This is a genomic window from Candidatus Methylacidiphilales bacterium, from assembly GCA_028713655.1.
GTDB lineage: Bacteria > Verrucomicrobiota > Verrucomicrobiia > Methylacidiphilales > JAAUTS01 > JAQTNW01.
In genome coordinates this window covers 98421-117341 of the sequence record JAQTNW010000002.1, presented here as the reverse complement: position 1 = coordinate 117341, position 18921 = coordinate 98421, and the positions used below count along the sequence as shown (strand labels likewise).

General features: G+C 54.3%; 19 protein-coding genes. 7 read left to right on the top strand and 12 right to left on the bottom strand.

Going from position 1 to position 18921, the window contains the following annotated elements; all coding sequences use genetic code 11:
• Positions 1–46 precede the first annotated feature (46 nt).
• Genes PHD76_01275 through PHD76_01255 form a run of 5 tightly spaced genes read left to right on the top strand, consistent with a single transcriptional unit; the run spans position 47 to position 5684 of the window.
• Positions 47–1366 (top strand): O-antigen ligase family protein, encoded by a 1320-nt coding sequence (locus PHD76_01275; protein ID MDD5260457.1) that lies wholly within the window; start codon positions 47–49, stop codon positions 1364–1366.
• An 8-nt stretch (positions 1367–1374) separates the two neighbouring features.
• Positions 1375–2436 carry a hypothetical protein gene (locus PHD76_01270; GenBank protein ID MDD5260456.1) on the top strand — a complete coding sequence of 354 codons (1062 nt, stop codon included), beginning with the start codon at positions 1375–1377 and terminating at the stop codon, positions 2434–2436.
• Positions 2426–3298 carry a hypothetical protein gene (locus PHD76_01265; GenBank protein ID MDD5260455.1) on the top strand — a complete coding sequence of 291 codons (873 nt, stop codon included), beginning with the start codon at positions 2426–2428 and terminating at the stop codon, positions 3296–3298. Before PHD76_01270 ends, PHD76_01265 begins: the two co-directional genes overlap by 11 nt.
• On the top strand, positions 3295–4527 hold the full coding sequence (locus PHD76_01260) for a glycosyltransferase family 4 protein (GenBank protein MDD5260454.1): 1233 nt from the start codon (positions 3295–3297) through the stop codon (positions 4525–4527). The genes PHD76_01265 and PHD76_01260 overlap by 4 nt, the downstream gene beginning before the upstream one ends.
• Positions 4524–5684, top strand: coding sequence for a glycosyltransferase family 4 protein (locus tag PHD76_01255; GenBank protein ID MDD5260453.1), 1161 nt, complete (start codon positions 4524–4526; stop codon positions 5682–5684). The genes PHD76_01260 and PHD76_01255 overlap by 4 nt, the downstream gene beginning before the upstream one ends.
• Here PHD76_01255 and PHD76_01250 read toward each other — a convergent pair.
• Both PHD76_01250 and PHD76_01245 read right to left on the bottom strand, forming a co-directional pair.
• Positions 5666–7084, bottom strand: a complete 1419-nt coding sequence (locus tag PHD76_01250; GenBank protein ID MDD5260452.1) for an exopolysaccharide biosynthesis polyprenyl glycosylphosphotransferase — start codon at positions 7082–7084, stop codon at positions 5666–5668. The two genes, PHD76_01255 and PHD76_01250, sit on opposite strands and share 19 nt — an antisense overlap.
• Positions 7081–7233: a hypothetical protein gene (locus PHD76_01245; protein MDD5260451.1), complete on the bottom strand. Its 153-nt coding sequence runs from the start codon at positions 7231–7233 to the stop codon at positions 7081–7083. Before PHD76_01245 ends, PHD76_01250 begins: the two co-directional genes overlap by 4 nt.
• Positions 7234–7256: 23 nt before the next feature.
• On the opposite strand from PHD76_01245, the gene PHD76_01240 reads away from it, so the two are divergent.
• Positions 7257–8603: an O-antigen ligase family protein gene (locus tag PHD76_01240; GenBank protein ID MDD5260450.1), complete on the top strand. Its 1347-nt coding sequence runs from the start codon at positions 7257–7259 to the stop codon at positions 8601–8603.
• Here the strand turns inward: PHD76_01240 and PHD76_01235 are convergent.
• The 4 genes from PHD76_01235 to PHD76_01220 all read right to left on the bottom strand — a co-directional run bounded on the left by PHD76_01235 (position 8500) and on the right by PHD76_01220 (position 13118).
• Positions 8500–10449 (bottom strand): polysaccharide biosynthesis tyrosine autokinase, encoded by a 1950-nt coding sequence (locus tag PHD76_01235; protein MDD5260449.1) that lies wholly within the window; start codon positions 10447–10449, stop codon positions 8500–8502. The two genes, PHD76_01240 and PHD76_01235, sit on opposite strands and share 104 nt — an antisense overlap.
• Before the next feature lie 4 nt (positions 10450–10453).
• Complete coding sequence (locus PHD76_01230) at positions 10454–11086, bottom strand: polysaccharide biosynthesis/export family protein (protein MDD5260448.1); 633 nt, start codon at positions 11084–11086, stop codon at positions 10454–10456.
• 72 nt (positions 11087–11158) lie between these two features.
• Positions 11159–11917 (bottom strand): FecR domain-containing protein, encoded by a 759-nt coding sequence (locus PHD76_01225; protein MDD5260447.1) that lies wholly within the window; start codon positions 11915–11917, stop codon positions 11159–11161.
• 31 nt (positions 11918–11948) lie between these two features.
• The gene (locus tag PHD76_01220) at positions 11949–13118 is read right to left on the bottom strand and encodes an outer membrane beta-barrel protein (protein ID MDD5260446.1); all 1170 of its coding nucleotides are present in this window, start codon (positions 13116–13118) and stop codon (positions 11949–11951) included.
• 274 nt (positions 13119–13392) lie between these two features.
• Here PHD76_01220 and PHD76_01215 point away from each other — a divergent pair, with 274 nt between their 5' ends.
• The gene (locus tag PHD76_01215; protein ID MDD5260445.1) at positions 13393–14619 is read left to right on the top strand and encodes a family 16 glycosylhydrolase; all 1227 of its coding nucleotides are present in this window, start codon (positions 13393–13395) and stop codon (positions 14617–14619) included.
• Positions 14620–14812: 193 nt separating this feature from the next.
• Here PHD76_01215 and PHD76_01210 read toward each other — a convergent pair whose 3' ends face one another.
• From PHD76_01210 to PHD76_01185, 6 genes are all read right to left on the bottom strand, one after another.
• A complete protein-coding gene (locus PHD76_01210; GenBank protein MDD5260444.1) occupies positions 14813–15166 on the bottom strand; it encodes a hypothetical protein in 354 nt (117 codons plus the stop codon).
• Between the two features lie 123 nt (positions 15167–15289).
• Complete coding sequence (locus PHD76_01205; protein ID MDD5260443.1) at positions 15290–15469, bottom strand: type II toxin-antitoxin system HicA family toxin; 180 nt, start codon at positions 15467–15469, stop codon at positions 15290–15292.
• Positions 15466–15657 carry a hypothetical protein gene (locus PHD76_01200; protein ID MDD5260442.1) on the bottom strand — a complete coding sequence of 64 codons (192 nt, stop codon included), beginning with the start codon at positions 15655–15657 and terminating at the stop codon, positions 15466–15468. Before PHD76_01200 ends, PHD76_01205 begins: the two co-directional genes overlap by 4 nt.
• A gap of 162 nt (positions 15658–15819) precedes the next feature.
• Positions 15820–16299: a hypothetical protein gene (locus PHD76_01195; GenBank protein MDD5260441.1), complete on the bottom strand. Its 480-nt coding sequence runs from the start codon at positions 16297–16299 to the stop codon at positions 15820–15822.
• Positions 16300–16633: 334 nt separating this feature from the next.
• A complete protein-coding gene (locus tag PHD76_01190; protein ID MDD5260440.1) occupies positions 16634–17902 on the bottom strand; it encodes a hypothetical protein in 1269 nt (422 codons plus the stop codon).
• The gene (locus PHD76_01185; protein ID MDD5260439.1) at positions 17899–18795 is read right to left on the bottom strand and encodes a 4-hydroxythreonine-4-phosphate dehydrogenase PdxA; all 897 of its coding nucleotides are present in this window, start codon (positions 18793–18795) and stop codon (positions 17899–17901) included. The genes PHD76_01190 and PHD76_01185 overlap by 4 nt, the downstream gene beginning before the upstream one ends.
• Positions 18796–18921: the final 126 nt, after the last annotated feature.

Sequence of the window (18921 nt, the reverse complement as noted above, 5' to 3'; positions counted from 1 at the left end):
GCCGATTCCAACCGAAAATGCAGGCGGGGATGGAATGTTTCCACGCATGCCTATCATTCATCTATTGCTGACATGCGTCATACTCATGGACCTGCCGTTTGTCTATGCAGGCACCGTACCCATTGGTTTTCCGCTGAAAGTTTGCGAACCCGCCGCAGCGCTCCTTATTTTTCTCATCGTAGTGCAATTGGTCGCCGTCAAACGCATCCCTCTTGCCTATGCTCCGCCGGAAAGGAGCCTCCTGGTGGTTGCAGGCTTATTCTTTGTGGCCTGCTGCGTGTCATCCCTCATCGGCTGCATCACACTGGTGAACACCCACAACAGCGTTCATCTCATGTCCTGGCGCGACAATCCGGGACTGGCTTCGGTGTTGAAGTGCGGCTATGTCGCCCTCGATATTTTTTTCTTCGCCTACCTGCTGGGGTACAAAAAGATCCGTGCGGGATTTATCTGCAATCTCTGGCTGGCCGGCGCTTTTTTGTCGGCCTTGTACGGCTGGTACCTGTTCCTCGCCAGTTGGCGAGGCATGGATCCGCCGCGCCTGCCCGGAAATGAGGAAGTTCAAACCACCGGTTTTTTATTTCCCGGGGCCATCCGCGGCGGCAGTTTTCGCGAAGGCAACCACGCCAGCCTTTTTTATCTCCTTTCGGCTTGTATCGCCGCCATGCAATTCTCCGTCAAACCACGCCTGATTCCCGCGCTGCTGGTTCTGTTTTTCATTGCCAGCCTTGTTCCCACGCAAAGCACCATCGGCCTGCTCGCCGCCGGGGTTTGCGTCGGAACATTTGTCGTCTTCAATCTGGCCAGGTCCCGGAACTGGCTGCTCATTATTCCACTGGGATTGTTTTGGGCGGGCGGCGCCTGGGGGTTTACCCGAACGGACATCTTTCAAAAAGTGATTGTGGACAAGTTGGAACAGGAAAATGCCTACGACTTTTCCGGTTCGCTGTCCCAACGCCGGGACCTGATCGATGCGGGCTGGAAAATGTTCCGCTCGTCGCCGGTTCTGGGGGTTGGCCTTTCCAATTTCGGCTATTTGTATCCTTACTATACGCATTATGCGCCGGAGGAAATCGGCTTTGACCCCGCGGAAAAAAAGAACATCGCCAACTGCGTCTATGTGGAGCTGTTGTCCGAAACGGGACTGCTTGGCATATTGATATTTGGATGTTTTATTTTGGGACTGACCTGCCGCGTCATGACACAAGCCCGGACTGCGGCGGCGAGACTGGCTTTTTCAGGCCTGCTTTCGGTCTATTTTGCCTGGCTGGCATATCCAACTTATACTATGCTGTACGAATGGGTGTTTATGGCGCTGGCCTTGCGGATTGCGGCAGATTCCAGTCCATCCCAAAAATCAGGATGAACCATTATATGAACCGGATATTTCTTTTGCTGGGCATGGCCCTCGCGCCTGCTGTTTGCTTGCGCGCCGAAACAGACCCTTCACCCGCCCCAACGGGCTCGCTGCAGATCGGCATCGGAGGCCATACGTTCACCCAGGCCGCCTACAATGATATTCCTGCTGACAATCAGCTTGAGCTGCTTAAGGAACTCAATGTCCGGGTTTACCGGTTCGACATTGGCAGCAATACGCTTTTTCTTGGGAAATGGATTGATTTTGCGCACGAGCTCAAAAAAAATAACATCGAGCCCCTGGCGCTTCTTGTCCCACCCGGAAAGAGAAATCCGAAAGCCGATTTGAACGAAGTTGAATCCTCCGCCCGCGAATATGCATTCAATGTCGCGCGCAAAATGAAGGATTGCGTCCAGTATTGGGATATCGACAACGAACTGGACGGCTGGGCCATTCTGCACAAAGGCGATATGATGGCGGACGGCAATATTTACAATTTCAACCCGCCTGCCGGCGACCAAAAAGACAATTACGAGGATGCGCGATATCAGTTTGCCATGCACCGGATCAAGGGCTTGATCGCAGGCGTCCGGGCAGCGGATCCCAACGCCAAAGTCATGGTCAACAGCGCGGGCTGGCACCATTTCGGCTTCATCGACCGTCTTGTGCAAGACGGCGTGGCATTCGACATACTGGGCTGGCATTGGTATTCGGAAATGGGAAACCTCGACGAGGCCAAGTATCGTAAAAACCTTGTGGTGATGGACAGGCTGCTGAGTTACGGGAAACCTTTGTGGATCACGGAGAATAATTACCGGCCAGGCGGGGCTCCAGAGCAGGAAGTCCGCCAGGCGGAATATTTTGCCAACACGGTGGAACGGATGAAAAAATTATTTCCAAAGGTCCGGGTTTATTGTGTTTATGAGCTATTGGACGAACCTTATTTTGGGGCAACCACCCCCTACGGTAATTACGGCCTGGTAAAAGTCAGAAAAAGCGATGATGGCAAATGGGTACTGGACAGAAAAAAGCCGGCTTTTGACATCATCAAGGCTGCAACAAAACCAAGTGCCAACTGATTCAAACCCATCCCTGAATTCCGCCCCTGCTGCAGTTCCCCGGCTTCTCATTCTCACAGCCACTCAGGGAACTTCAGCCCATTTGGGCGCTTGTGTGGATTCGATTTACCGCCTGCGCATCCCCATTCATCATCTCATCATTTGCCCGCCCGCTGCGGCAAAGGGCCTCGCCAATCGCTTTCCCCAAAGCAGGATTGTGCACGAATCCGCGCCAGCAGGCTTGTATCCGGCCTTGAACACCGGATTGGAAGCCTGCGCAGACGGCTGGGACTGCTTTACCTGCCTCAATGACGACGATGTTTTGGCCCCTGATTTTGAGAGCGCGCTGCTGCGTATTCCCGCAGACCAACTGCGCCACAGCGTTCTTTATGGCAGGATACGCTTGATCGATGAAAACAACCGCTCGCTGGGATTTATGAGCGTCTGTCCCTGGCCCCGGCTCTTCGCCCATCTGCTGGCTTCCGGCATCTCACCCATGGGGCAGCAGGGAACCGTCTTCGGCGTCGAGGTGCTTCGCAAGCTCGGTCAATTTGACACAAGCCTGGCCGTCTGCGCTGATCTGGATTTTTGGCTTCGTGCTTATTGTCAGGGATTCCGGTTTGCGTTTTATCCCAATGAAATTGCCCGGTTCAGGCTGCATCCGGGACAAATTTCGGGCGATACAAACCGCCTTGAAACCGAGTTCCGCACAGTGGTATGCCGCCACCTCCCGCAGCGACCCGGGCCTTTTCTTCAAACCGCGGCCCGGCTGGCATACTACGCGCTGAATTTTTCGGTTTATCTGCAACGCATCCTCAGCACCCGGAAACTCCGAAGCTATTCCCTGATGCAATGGGCGGGCGCCCGCAACAAGATCCCATGAAACCCGCCCAAGTACTGATCCTAAACGACTATGCGCACATCAATGGCGGGGCATCCGCTGTCGCACTTCACAGTGCGGTGGCGCTGGCCCGGCGCGGAATTCACGTGGTGTTTTTTGCCGCCGCCGGACCCGTCAGCGACATCCTGTCTTCCGAACCCAATATCGAGGTGCATTGCCTGAACCAATGCGATATTTTACACGAACCCAACCGGTTCCGGGCCATGTTTCGCGGCATCTACAATCGCCAGGCGCTCAAGCAACTGGATGCTTTGCTGCAACAACTCACCCCACAAGAAAGCGTCATACACGTCCACTCATGGACCAAGGCCCTCTCGCCCGCCGTGCTTGGACTGGCAGGCCGCTCATCCCATCCCATGGTCGTTACCCTGCACGACTACTTTATCAGCTGCCCCAACGGCGGATTTTTTATTTATCCGCGGGAAAAAGCCTGCCACCTCGATCCCCTCTCACCTTCCTGCCTGGCATGCAACTGTGACCGGCGCAATATTCTTCACAAGCAATGGCGGGTACTGAGAACCGTCTTTCAAAATAAAATCTGGCAATGCCCCCAACACGCGGATCATTTTATTTTTGTATCCGCATTCATGAAGGAGCGCCTGCAAAGCCGCCTGCCCCCGCACATACCGCAAACAATTATAGAGGCCCCGATCCAGGTCCCGCAACGCCCGCGGGTGGAAGTGTCGAAAAACAAAAACCTGGTATTTTGCGGGCGGCTGGTTCCGGAAAAGGGGCCCCACCTGCTGGCCGAAGCCGCAAGCGGGAAAAACTGGCCTGTTGTTTACATCGGCGACGGGGAAATGCGCCCCCGCCTTGAGCAATACGGGCGAAACATCCGCATTACCGGATGGCTCAATGCCGAACAAATGGATTTGGAATTGCGCCAGGCCCGCGCCCTGGTGTTTCCCTCACAATGGCCCGAGCCGTTTGGCATTACAGTTTTCGAAGCCGCTGCCCACGGAGTCCCGGTGGTGGTCTCGCGGCACACTGCGCCGGCGGATTTGTTGCACGATGGCATCCAGGCCCTTCATTTTGAAACAAGCAGCATTCCCAGCCTGCAGACGCAGCTGGAAAAATTGGAATCGGATGAACGGGTGGACAGTCTTGGCAGGCAGGCTTACGACTGGTTTTGGAAGCAGCCCTTTGGCCCTGACCAGCATCTGGATCGGCTTTTGGATGTTTACCGCGCCGCTCTGGATGTATCGCCATGACTCCTTCTTCCACCCCATTGAGGATTTTGCAGGTTGCCGAACCGGCGCAAGATGGTGTGTTCCGCCATGTGAAGGATCTCTGCCATCATCTACTGCAATCAGGCCACAGGGTCGATCTGGCTTATTCCAACCGCCGCAGTTGCAGCCTGCTTGAACCCCTCCTCAATACAATCCGAACCGCGGGCGGATATGTTGTCAACCTGGCCGTTGCCAACAATCCGGAATCCGGCGATCTACGGGCCCTATATCGCCTTCATGAGGCCGTCTGCCGATGCCACCCCGATCTTATTCACGCTCACAGTTTCAAAGCCGGTTTTCTGGTCCGAGCCTATGGAAAATTCCAGCGCGAAATCCCCATTCTCTACACCCCTCATGCGTATTACGGCATGCGCACAGAGGCTGGAATTTCCAACCTGATTGCAAATACCCTGGAGCGCTTTTTAGGAAACATCGGCACAACCCTGAATGTCTCCGAAGACGAAGCCCGTTTTGCCCGGGAAACCCTCGGCCTGGACGCCCGCGGCCAACAAGTCATTTCCCTGGGCGTTGATTCCCATCACTTTTGTACGCCTACACCGTTGGAAAAAGAGGAAGCAAGGCGCCAATGCGGATTTCGTACGGACGACGTGATTTTGGGAACGATAGGGCGGCTGGTTCCGCAAAAAGACCCTGAAACCCTCTACCGGGCGTTTGCCCGGGTTTCAGGCTCAAACCCCAAATTGATGCTGCTGCATTTGGGGCAGGGCGGATTGGAAAAGCGCCTTGATCAACTGGCGCAGCGGCTGGGCATCTCCGAACGGATCCGCCGCACCGCTTACCTGGCCGATCCGCGCGTCTTTTACCACGCTTTGGACGCATTTATACTGACATCCCGCTATGAGGGGCTTCCCTGTACCGTCCTAGAAGCCCTGTCCTGCAACCTCCCCTTGATCCTGAGCCAGACAAGCGGGACCGGCGACATTCTCGCATTGCCGCTCAGCCATCTTTGGACAGCACGCCCGGGAGACGACCCTGCATTTTCGGGGGCCATTGAAGCGTGGTTTGAAGACAGGGCTCGCCTGCGCCCCTGCAGCCACAGGGAACACGTCCTCGCACAGTTCGGCTTTGAAACAGCATTTCAAAGGCTGGTGAATGCCTATCAATGCGCATTACGATAACTGAAAAGTGTAAAAAATATGATGTAAAAATCCAGCCACGGCGACCAATTTTCCGCGTAGTGAAGATCGAAACGAATGCGCTGATCGATGTCCGTGTCACCGCGCCAGCCATGAATCTGGGCCCAGCCGGTCATGCCCGGCATGATGCCGTGCCGCAGGTTGTAGTAGCGGATTTCCTCCTTGAATTTTTCAATGAATTCCGGCCGTTCGGGCCGGGGCCCCACCAGGCTCATCTGCCCCATCAACACATTCCAGAATTGCGGAATTTCATCAATATTCCAACGCCGCATGAACATCCCGATTTTTAAAACACGAGGATCCTGTTTCACGGTCCAACCTGCACCGGCTTTCTCCGCATCCGGCCGCATGCTGCGCAATTTCCAGATCTGGAAAATCCGGCCCATGCGCCCGATGCGCTTCTGCCCATAAAAGACAGGCCCCGGCGATTCCAATTGGATCAGCAGGGCAAAAGCCGCCACGACTGGAAGCCCGATCAACAGTCCGGCAATGGCGCCGACAATATCAACCGCCCGCTTCATCACCCGGTTATGCAAATAAAGTATTGGCGGATCCTCCACCCCGAGAACCGGCATGGCTCCGATGGTTTCCAGTTTCAGATTTGAAATCAAAATCTGAAAAAATGAAGGCACCACCTTGAACTGGACAAGTTCCCTGTAACAATTTTCGGCCAGGGCAGCCACATCCGCCGTCGCCAGGTCAACATCCGCCAATACAACAATATCCGGGGCCGTGGCTTTCAGGATATCGGGGATCGATTCGTAAGTCCCCAGGACTTGAATCCCGGACGGAGGTTTCTGCCTCAATCCAATCTTTGGCAGCGGTACACAACCCATGATTTCATAGGGATGATTCGCGCTTCCGGAAATGGATTCCGCCAGCTTTCCGCTTTCATCCGTCCAACCGACAATAATAATTCTCTGGCGCAGTTTGCGGGCGATAAATTCGCGCCCGAACAACACCTCCAGCAGGCGCCTTTCCACGCAAAGTGCGGGAAAGGAAATAAGAAATGCGAAAATTACATAGAGACGGGAAACCTCCGGTTCAAAGCGGATCAGCAAGGTCAACAACAGGTACAGTCCGGCCCAAAGCGCGCAAATCTGCAGGTAATGCAAAAACGGACGCTGAAATCTGAGCAAGTTGGGTTTTTTATAAATCCCGAGCCAGACGGCGATTCCATGAAACACCACGGTGCCGAGGATAAAGTGGCCCGAAAATTCTCCAAGGGTCAACGGGGCTGTATAAAGGACCGTATCCAGTGGCAGCCTGAAGCGGCACCAAAATGCGGCCATCAGGGAAACAAAAAACACCAGGGCGTCCGCCAGCACAACAATGCCGAGGTAGGCGTCCCGCGCAAATTCATTGCGATTTGTCCTGTTCATTCCCATCCTATTTCCATCTGCTCAAGCGCGCATGCGGCAGAAAGTATTTTCACAATATCCTCAAACCGCCATCCTACAACAAAGTATGCATAAGGTTCTTGATAGCCTGCCCTATTGGCTGCTGCTGCCTCTTCCGCTTCTTTTGCCATGGGCCCTTGGAACAACGGGCCCCATGGAAATCCAAATATATATCTATTGGAGCTATGTTGCCACCCTGTTGTGGATTTTTTCCCATGTGTTCAAACGCCGCTTCCCAGAAATTCCATGCGGGTTATGGCTGCTTTGTGTTCCATTATTGGCCTACGGCTGGCTGTCGGCGCTGAATGCCCCGTATGTCTTTGATCGTTCCCATGCCGTACTGGTTCCGTTGAGCCACACCATCCCGTGGCTGCCCGGTGCGTGGGACTACTTTCGTTCGGTGGCGTGGATGGAACGCTGCACCGCTCTGTTTCTGATTTTACTCATGCTGGCCGATGCCTTCAGGCATGACATATGGAGAACGCGCTTCTTTGCGTCATGCGCCCTGGCAGGCGGAAGTGTGGCGGTTTTTGGACTGCTGCAACGGGCCCTGCATGCGCCTTCCATTTTCTGGATTCACGAGGACATGTCCTACAACTTCTTTGCAACCTATCGTTACCATGGAAATGCGGGGGCCTTTTTAAACCTGGCATGGCCCGTATTGGGCTATTTTTTCATTCTTGGATTGCATGAAAACGCCCGCCTGCGAATAATCCCGCTGCTTTCCGCCTTTGGAATGCTGGCATGCCTTCTGGGCCTATGCGTCAACTTCTCCCGCGCCGCGGCCGGAATCGGCCTTTTCTTGTTTGCCGTCTGGATTCTTGTGCAGAGTAAAACCCTGCTTCCGGCATGCGGAAAATGCTTTCCGCGCGCATGGGCGGGACTGCTTGCCGGGGCATTGGTCTTTGCGCTTCTTTTTATTGCCCTCTTGCCGCCAAATTCCGGACTGCTGTTCCAACACTGGATTGGCGGGCCGGGGAGTCCCTTCCTAATCGATCCCAAACGCATCGCAGTTTACAAAGTTTGCTGGACGATGTTTCTTGAACATCCCTGGACCGGTTTTGGACCCGGGTGCTTTCAAACCGCCTTTCCAGCTTTCACCTGGGACTCAGGCGCTTTGACCGCCGGGGTCTGGCGTCACGCCCATCAGGACTATTTGCAGACATTGGTGGAATGGGGATTGCCCGCGGGTCTTTTGTGGCTGGGACTATTTGCCGGAGCGCTGTCCCGCGGATTCCGCCAACTGAAAAATGCCGCTGTGGATTTTAAACAACGCCAGATGATTCAAGGCTGCCTGTTTTCCCTGGCCGGAATTCTATTGCATGCAACCGTGGATTTTCCGTTGCAAATCGTGTCTTTGCAGGTTTATGCCGTTGTTTTTTTGGGAATCCTCTGGGCTAATGGCTGCCGTACACCTTTCCGTAGCTGTCCTCGCTTGAATAATAATAATGATACGGATCCATTCCCATGCGGCCCCGTTGCGGCAGATAATTCAATATGATCCCGGTAATGGGAGCTTCCGCCTGTTTTAATACGCGCAATGCCCGCAATACCGCCCGCCTTGGAGTCCGCCCCGCGCGGATCACGACGCAAAGTGTCTGCACATATTTGACCAGCGACAGAGTATCACTTACCGAATTGACAGGTGCCGAATCAAGAATAATCCTGTCGTAGCGCTCCGCGGCCTCGCGGATCAGGTTGCCGATGGCCCCGGAAGCCAGCAATTCCGCCGGGTTCGGCGCGCGGCCGCCCGCCCAAATGACATCCAGGTTCGCGGTCGGAGAATGCCAGATGACCCCATCCAGAGTGTTTTGCCCGGTAAGATAATTCACCACGCCCGGCTGTTCAGTCGGAATCGCCAGGATTTGATGAAGCATCGGCCTCCTCAGATCCACGTCAATCAACAGGGTTTTCAGCCCTTGTTGCGCAAATGAAACCGATACATTGGCGGAACTGAAGCTCTTCCCCTCCTGCGGCACTGCGCTGGTAAACAAAATGATCTTTCGATCGTCCTGATGCCCCAATAAACCCAGCGAGACCCTCAGCGAGCGGACAGCTTCCGAGACATTGCTGCCGGGGTATTTTTCCAGCATGACCTCGCCCTTGAGAAGGCTCTGCTTGGAACGCGGGATCGCCCCCAAAATCGGGCATCCGGTGCACCGCTCCGCTTCATCCACGGTTTTCAACGTGTTATCAATGCCGTCCAGCGCAAAAGCCAGACCCAGGGACAGCATCAGGCCGCCTGCCGCCGCAATCGCCCAGACAAGCAGCAGATTGGGAATGGCGGGATAAAGCGGCAAAAGGGCCGGTTCCTCCAATTTGACCTCAATGGGGTTCAGTTGCTTGGACAAATCGGATTCCTTCATTTGTTTGAGAAGGGAATCCAGCATGTCCTTGTCCGTTTGTAATTCGGTGCTTAAAAAATTATAACGCGCTTCCACGGCCTTGAGCTGGAAGCCCAGCTTGTCCTCGCTTCCGGAGGCGGCCCATTTGTCCTCCTGCTCCTGCCAGAATGCAGCTTCCGGGGGCGCTGCCTGTTTGATTTTGGAGATTTCAGCATCAAAGTCCCGCGCCATCTGCGCCAGCAGGCTTTGGGATTGGAGCATCTTAGGATGCTTGCTGCGATAGCGCTGGCTGAGTGTCTTGTAATTGCTCCGTTCCGCAAGAATCGTTTCCTTGTATTTCACCGCGTCCGTATAGACCTGCAAAGAATCCTGTCCGGACTGGAGCTTGCGTTTTAATTCGTCTGTTTTGGCAATCAAAAACTCAAAGGCGGAAGTGGATGTGCCCGTTTTGCTGCGGCTTCGTTCCTCCAGATATTGATTTGCAATGCCGTTTGCGATTTTTTTGGCCGTTTCAGGAGAGCCGTGATAGACGGAAATTTCAATCAGGCGCGTACCGCGGGTCACTTCAATGTTTGAATTTTTGTACAGAACCTGGGCCAGTAAAAGCGGCTCCATATTCGGGTCCTTCAGGTCCCAACCCGAGAAAAGCTGCGGATCGTTTTTAATTTCATCACGGCCCAGGACGCGCTTCAAAAAGGCCGTACTCGAAAGATTTTGTTCGATGGTTTTGATGATTTCCGGGTGGCTTAAGTCCTGCGCTTTTTGCGCATCAACTTCGACAATTTGCTCCTCTTTTTGTTCGACTTCGATGACAGCGGTGGCGCGGTAAAGCCGCTTGGCATAATGCAGGTAGGCAAAGGTTCCGGCAACCACCAGAACGAGGATCAAAATGATCGCCCAAAACCGTTCGAGTACCACCCGCATCAAATGCCCGGAAAGGGCCTGCATGCTGAGAAAATCCGTGTCCGAATCATGACCGAAATGAGAATGTTCGGGACTCATGGGATTAAAACAGGCTTTCTGCAACCGTGATGGTGTCGTTGGGTTGGACAAAGAACGGCTTGGTTTCCTTGTCGGAGGCCAATCGTTTGGCGTTGATCTTCAGGATCGTGTCTTTGCCGTCAACGACCCGGCGCAACGTCACCACGCCGGGGTTGGCAATTTTTGTGTAGCCTCCGGCCATTGCTATCGCACCCAGCAAATCCAGCTCCCCTTCATCGGGCATTTCATAAGTTCCGGGATGGTTCACTTCGCCCAATACCGTAACACGGCGCTTGGCATATTCCAAGACTGTCAGGGTCACCTTTGGGTCTATGATGTAATCCTTGTCCAGGGCCGCGCGGATTTTTTCCACCGCCTGGGGAATGGTTAGATTTTCCAGCACCACGGAGCCAAGAAGGGGGAAGGTAATGGAGCCGGACTTTGAAATCCGGGTTTCGGTCATCATATCATCCTCCTGATAGACTGTGATCCGGATCAGATCATTTTTTTGCAGGGTGTAATTTTCCGGCAAACTCGCGGCGGCTGGCTTGGCGAGGGGCGGAGGCGCGGTTTGGGCGGTGGCCGCGGAAATCCATCCCCCGAAAAGCAGGACGGCGCACGCCAGCAGGCTGTGTTTGGATTTAAAAACGATCAACATGGCATCGCACCCCAGGTTGATGCGGCTTGAAATTGCCCGATCTGCCGCTGCCAGGCAATTGAATTTTTCCGCTCAACGAATCAACGGCTTGAGATCCCCGCCGGTTTCGGGCGATTGTACCTGGCCGTCCAAATTCGCAGGATTAAAGTTAACATTATTGTTGCCCCCCAAACCGCCGGTGCCGGTGTTGGTGGTCGTCACAGTAAAGCCGGCATCAGCCAAAAGTTTTTTGATGGCATCGATTTGCTCCTGCGTCAGCGGCTTGGGATCACCCACTGCGTGCCCGTCCTTGATTTCGATAAAATGACCGCTCGTGATCTCGAAAGTGGTGCCGTCACTCAGCGTCAAAATCACCGTGTGATTGTAGGTGCGCACCGATCCACCGGCCCCATCCACCAGTACTTCCCATGAGGTTCCGCGGGCGGCAGCAACGCCAAAAGGTGTCTCGACACGGAAATCCGTGTGGGTGCCGGACGATTTCAGGCTTGAAAAAATCCCGCCCTTTTTCAGGTTCAGCTTGATTTCACGGTTGTCGGCCTCCGTTTTTCCATAAGACAACTCCCCGATTTTCATCTCGGAATTGCCGGTAATCACAGAAGCCGCCCCCGGCAGCAGGTTCAGGCTTACCAGAGCCCCCGCTTCCGTTGTCACCACAGTGCCCGGAGGCAGTTTCATTCCTTCCTTGAGCGGCACCTTATCCTGGGTGCCCGGCAAAACGGCGTAGGCATTGCCGATGACTTTCATGACCGTCGCATCCACCGTCACGGCCTGTGCGGAAACCATGGTAAAAATCAGACACAGAACACAGCAAATTGCCGATTTGAAATTCATAACCATAAATTCTCTCCGGAGTTTGTCTGTTCTAGTAGTTAAAGGAGGTCTGGATGCCGGCCTGATTGTTGTCAAAACTGAATGCCGGTATATTCGAGTCATTTGTCCGGTACTCGTAATAGCACCCGATCTTCCACCATTTCGCCACCAGAACATCAAGCGATGGGCGGATAAAATAATAGTCGTCAGCGCGGTTGGCGGACGCCGTGGACTGCGTGCTGCTGTAATCCGAATTGTCATAGCCGCCGGTCAACCCCAGATCCAGGCTCTGGCAGAAGCGCTGGTGGATCGCGGCCCGCACACCTGTGTCCACATAAACCTCGTTGCCAATAAGCGAGGAAGGATGGACTTCCCGGTACACGCCCAGGGTCAGCTTTGTGCCGTCAAACGGCTGGTACGACGCGTCCATGCTGGCAACCGGCAATACCAGTTCGTTGGCGTTCGGGCCTTCATATTGGCGGAATTCAACGCCGCCCCTGAGGGCAATGGATATCTTTTCCGTAGGCTGATAATTCAGGCGCGCCAGAATTTGCTCAAAATTATGGTTGGGTGCCTGGTCCACATCCACCCACCCAAAATTCGGGCCAAAACCCAGGGTCAATACCGGGGAAAGATCATACAGCCAGAAAAGCCCTGCCTGCCATTGGTTATAATCCAGGTATCCCGGGGTGTGGTAATCAACGACTTTCTGGTTCAGATCCAGTTCCAGATGGTTTTTTTCCATCAGCAGATAGCTCAACACCACATCAGTTCCATAATCGTCCCAACGCACCCGTCCCCCGGTCTCGATCAGGCTGTCGGTTAACTGCTTGTACGTCTGGCTGAGCGTAAAGGTAACCTTGTCATCCATGTAGCGATAACGCAGCAATGCGTCCTGATCAATGGCGTCCTCGGTTGTGTGGTCTGTAAAAAGCTGGAAAGTCGGGCTGTAGCTCAGCAGCACATAATTCCGCTTGTTCAGGTCGGGTTCGGATGACTCATAGGAAACTCCGGGACTCAGCGACCAGATAAAGTCGGATTTTTTATTCGTGTGCGAAATAAAAATATTGTCGTCAAATTTGCCGTCGATATCGAGCCAGGCATGGAGGGGAAGCTTCTTGCTGTCCGGTACATTATCCACCTCCACGACAACGGGATCAGGTGCGGCGGCCTTAACCTCTTCCGCCAAAAGCGGAAAAGTAGCCACCCTAAGCGCCAACATAGCCAAACTAATAATGAAACCCGTCTGCTTCATAGAATGGCTGTACGTAAGCAAGCAGCTTGCCAACTTGCAAGTAGGAAAGCCTCCAAATTTAAATGTTTAATTTCCCTTATTCAGTTAAATGAGTTACCTATTTAAATAATTAGATTCCCAAGCTTTGCAGGTGTTTTAAGAATGGGGTGAAACTCCGGGCTAAACTGTTGACCTGTTCGTTTCAAACACCCTAATCTGATTCCAAGCCACACCCCTCAACCCCTCCCATCCAACCATGAATATGCAAACCATCCGAAAAAAACCCGATCTCTACGCCTCTTTCACTGCCTCTCTCGCGGCCTTATTGCTCGCCTGCGCCCTTCCCACAACCACTCACGCCGCAGGCAAAATCCGTGTCAGTTCCCCGTCTTATTGCTCCGATATCAAGGGCGACACCCCGATCTCCATTGCCGCGCCGGGCTTCAAGACAGTCACCGTGAAGTGCTGGCAGCAAGGGCCTGCTTTTGGATCCGATTCAACCGTGGGCGAAGTCACCTTGGACGATCAAGGCAACGGCTCGATCATTTTCCCGGCCGACAAATATCCGCACGGGCCTATCAACGTGCGCATCCAGGGCAACAACGGAACCTTGAAGGACAATTGTTATCTCCAACTCTACAACCAGGGCGGGGTATCCTGGAATGAAGGAATCCCGAAGGACCCGCCCCCCGCGGCCCAAGGCATGATGCTGGCCTTTTCAGACGACTTCGACAAGCCGCTCTCCATCTCCGGCACCGATCCCAAGGCTACCTACTACGACCACAAACCGCCGAATGGCAGCACCGATTTCAGTACGCTGCCGTTCACAAGTTTTGAGAAGCCCAACAATCCCTTCACTCAAGTGGACAGTTATCTCCGCATCCGTGCCAGTGAATCGGCCCATAGCGCAGGCCTGATTTCCTCGATGAAAAACGACGCCAGCGGATTCACGGCCAAGATCCCCTGCTATTTTGAATGCCGCTTGATCGGCCCGAACGCCATCGGCACCTGGCCGGCCTTCTGGCTGATGACCGATTACATGACCGACCATGTCCAAGGCCACGACGTCCCTTGCGATGAGTTGGACATTATTGAAGGCTATGGCGGAGAAGGGCCGCATGAACCAAATGCCGGCGACGGCTATATGGTCACCCCGCACGCATGGGGTCAAAGCAAGGCTGCCGTGGCCACTGCAGACGCCGCCTTCAAAGCGCTTAAGAATCCGATCCGGATGAACAAGTTCGGCATCCCCTCCACATGGTATGAGACATTCCATATCTACGGCTGCCTGGTCACGGAGTCGGACACGGTGTATTATTGCGACAACATTGAAGTGGGCCGCCACAAAACGTTCGCTGTTTCCAGGAAGTACCCGTTATTTTTCATGATCAACCTGGCCACCGGCGGCGGCTGGCCCGTGAACCTGTCGCGCTACAACGGCCTGGCCGACATGTACATCGATTACGTCCGGGTCTATCAGGGGTTGTAAGGCTGCGGAAAAACACAGATAAAAAGCGCCGTGGCCGTCCGCCACAGTCGGACTCTGCAGACACACCAATGCCCTGAATGAAGTTGTATGGAGCGCGGTGACAACCTCCTTCGTTCAAACTATGGAGGTCAAGATCTCCCGATGGAGACGACACCGCTTTGGAGGGAGGCTTGGGATCAACGCTTCAAAACAGTTAGGCTTTCGGTCTGGCCTTTCGGAAAAGCCGGTTAAATCCTGCGTATAAGAGGCGGCAGATAAAAATGATGATGGCGAGTTCGATGCCAAAAAGCCACCCCGCCAATCCACAAGCCGCAACTCCAGTCATCTCCGGTGCGTAGTTGAAGACTTTTTTAACGCCAGCTAAATGAAAAATGAGTGGAAAGAAAACGCAGTTTAAAAGCGACCAGATAAACATTGCTCCCCAAGCAGTTAGGATGAGGCGCACGTACGATTTTGTTCTGAAATATATCCACAGTGAAACTCCGAGTGCGGCGACAAACGTCCCAAACTGAAGCATATAAAATATGATATCGATGGTCTTGTTCATATTGCGCCCGTACGTTGAACAGCCGCCCCTCGCTTCTGACGCGCGAAGTTGCCTGCACGGCGGATGACAGAAGGAATCGCGCAACGATTAGGGCAGTCGCGATCCATTGCCTTGTTCGGCCTTTTATTTCTTTGTGAATTTTTTGATGATGTGGCGGGCAAGATTTTCATTGATCTCGCGATGGCGCGGTACCGGTTGACAAATTTTTGTTTCCGGGTGCTGATACCAGTCATGGTTTCCTCCATGCCTGATTAATACTGCGCCTAAATCTTCGATTTTCCTAAGCAGGTCGCGTTGCTTCACGCAACCTCCAACTCGGCGTGTCGCCTGGCGGCTGGTATCGCTCCACTGGAAAGATCCTGGAACAGATCAATTAAATTATCTCTTAATTCCTTTTCTGATTCGCCCTGCGTCCAGTAATCGGGATATTCGTCGAGGTAGCCAAGCCAGTGTGCCCCGTCCTGCCAGAAAGTGTAGCCCGTGGTCTTCATATCACGAACTTAGCCTGGTCACGGGATAATTTCAATGACCGTTCGTGATGACCAACTGCCCCTTGCTTGCAGCGGGCGACGTGCTGCGCACGGCGCATGGCAGAAGGAATCGCGCAGCGATTAGGTCAGTTGCGGTCCGTCACCCTGTTCGGCCTTTCCTATTTACCACCAGTTAAAGTGAATATAAGCATAGGCAATACTAACGAGAAGGCAATAGCTCACCGTGTTGGCGATAATGCAGGTAGTAAAAAGAGATGGTAAGGGGGAAGATTTAAGAAGACGTCGCCATACGGCATACTCAATGCAAATGGACAATAAATAAGCCAGGATAAATCCGCATATCATCAAAATAGTGAAATTGGGTCCTTGGGTAATAATGCTAATCGGATGATCGCCTGCCCGCTCAACTTTGGGAACTAGCCCGCTTGGCAAAATAAGACTAAGAATAAGCCCAAAAATCCATGAAACAATATTGGCGAGGATGGCGAACCAGCAAGCGCGAAACCAGGAAAGTAATGATTTATACCTGAATTTGAATACCAATATTTCTGAGGCGATAGCCAACCCTGCGGCCATAGGGAAAAAGAAGTCTGCAAAATATGGTGCCGAAAAGGCTGGAAATATTACATCGGCTAAAAACATAATTTTGTTATGATCAAACAGCATTGTTCAGCCGCATGCGGCATTTTACCTACAAATGCAACCCGATTGTGAACAACCTGCCGTTGGCGCTGCATCCAGGCAGTTTGTCCGCCCGCATCATCAATACAAGCCGAAATTGGGGGGGGACACACACCGAAACGAGCGATAAAAGCATCCGCTGTGCAGGATGCGCAGCGGTGCGGGCAGGATGCGCAGCGGTGCGGGCAGGATGCGCAGCGGTGCGGGCAGGATGCGCAGCGGTGCGGGCAGGATGCCCGCGCTCCCGCTAAATTCCGGAGCACGATCCGCGCCTTTGCGTCTTATGCTCTTTGCGTTAATTCTGGCTTTTGCCGGGCACGATCACCGCGTCCTGCATCCCGTGAATCAGTTTCTTGTCCGAGGGACACAGGGTAACCAGCACCCCCTTCAATTCGGCGTGTTCCTCTTCCACAAAATAATACGGGCAAACCCTGACACGGCCCTGCATCTTTTTCAAAACCCCGGCCTGCTCGTCCCAGTAGGGATGCTCCACCATCCTGCCCTTCGCAAAACGCTGCATGATATAGGGCGATCTCGCAAACACCTGCAACGCTTCCTCCACCGCCTCCCGCCATTCGGGCCCGCTGACATCGGAGCCCAGGGTGACCCCGCGGGAACCCCAAGCCAGCGGCGAAAACCCGGAGATCTTCAATATAAGCTCGCGCTCCTTCTGCGAAAAGTCGGCCACTTCCTGCCAGCTTTGCGCCTCCAGCCCCGGCAGCACCGCCGTCGGCGGAAGCACCCCCGGCTCGACGACCCAGCCCTGCGGGATCAACGCGCGCAGGTCCAGGTAATAACGTTCGCCCAACTGCTGCCTCCAGTATTCCTGCAGCGGCTTCAGCCAAAAAAGGGCCAGCCACAACTTTTCCTCGAGGAAGGGTTTGAGGGGCGGGTCCAAGCGGCAGCCCTCATTCCAACTGCCCCGCAAGGCCCCCAGATTCGGCCAGTCGAAACATTCAAAAAAACGGTAAACCGGCTCGCCATTGAATTGATAGGATTCCGCCGCCTTCACCCGGTCCGCGCCATACAACCACTCGAACTCGGGACGGTAGTCGAGCGCTTCCTCGGAAATCACCACACTGCCTGTGGGAAAATGGCGCGTTGCGGCTTCCTTCATCCTGTTCGCGCCGCCGATGACAGCTTCACCGAGCCCGGCATACACTTCGTTCAACCATGCGGTGAGCCCCACCCCGCCGGGGACCGAATCCACTTCGGAAAGCGCAAAGCCGTGCTCCGTCAAAATCAAGTCGGGCCTGATGATGCCGGGCAATTTATCCCGCAACGCATCGGAACGTGAAATTTGAATCAAGTCTTCCGGCTTTCCCTGGTCCAGCCAGCGGGCGATCCATTCGGGCGCCTTCCCTTGCACACTTTTTCGATACAACAGGTTCGCGGCCTTTAAAAACGCAAGCAGGCGCGGCCCCAACTTTTCCAAAGTCTCAACGGTCTTCCCGTCAAACGAAAAGGCTTCCGGCGAGATTCTCCACGTTTTGTCCTTGAAGAACCCGTTGGCGGGCATTTGTTCGCGAATTCGTCCGATGGCTGTTTCAACAGGCGTGCTCATATGGCCGGCTTCCGCGCCAGAGCGGCTGTGAGACGCAACGCCGCCAAAAAGCTCTTGCAGGATGCCAGTCCCTTTCCGGCAATATCCAGCGCCGTCCCGTGATCCGGGGAGGAGCGCCAGAACGGCAGGCCGAGCGTCAGATTCACCCCGTCTTCGAAGGCGACCAGCTTGAACGGGATCAGTCCCTGGTCGTGATAATGGCAGAGCACCCCGTCATATTTTCCAGAAAGGGCATGGCCGAAGACTGTGTCGGGCGAAAACGGGCCGTGAAACAGCGGCCCGAATTTTTTCCGCAACCGCAACACCGCCGGCTCGATGAACCGTTCTTCTTCATCGCCGAAGAGCCCGTGCTCGCCCGCATGCGGATTCAGCCCACAAACCGCAATTCTCGGGCGGCGGATTCCCATTTTTTTCAAAACATCCAGCGCATGGCCCGCGTGGAGGCAAATCCCGTCCGCATCCAGTCGGCGGATGGCCTCCTTCAGGGAGCAGTGTGTGGAAACCAGAAAAACACGGAGTTTGTCCGATTGCATGGACATCGTGACCTCTTCAGGTCCGAGTCCGAAGGCCTCCGCGTAAAATTCGGTCTGCCCCGGATGGCGGAACCCCACGCGAGAAAGGTTTTCCTTGCTGACCGGAGCGTTCACCACCGCCTGGATTTCTCCACGTCTCAACAAATCCACCGACTCCAACAACGCGTCGATGGCGTATTGAGCGGAGCGTTTTGTCAGCTTACCGGGAGCAACGCCCGCTTTCGAGCCCAGCACCCGCAGTTGGACGCCTGATTTTGACGCGGGAAACCGGCGCAAGGCGGCAGCCACAACTTCCGGCCCCACCCCGCCCGGGTCTCCCAGGGTGATGCCGATGACCGGGGTTTTCTGGTTTTGTTTCATCAGGTTTTTGCAGGCAACACAAACCCCTTTGTCTTCCCCCTTATCAGGGGGATGGAGGCTGCTTGTGCCAGTTTAAAGTCTTAAGTTCGCGCCCGGCGAATCCGACCTTTGGCGGATTTGTATGTT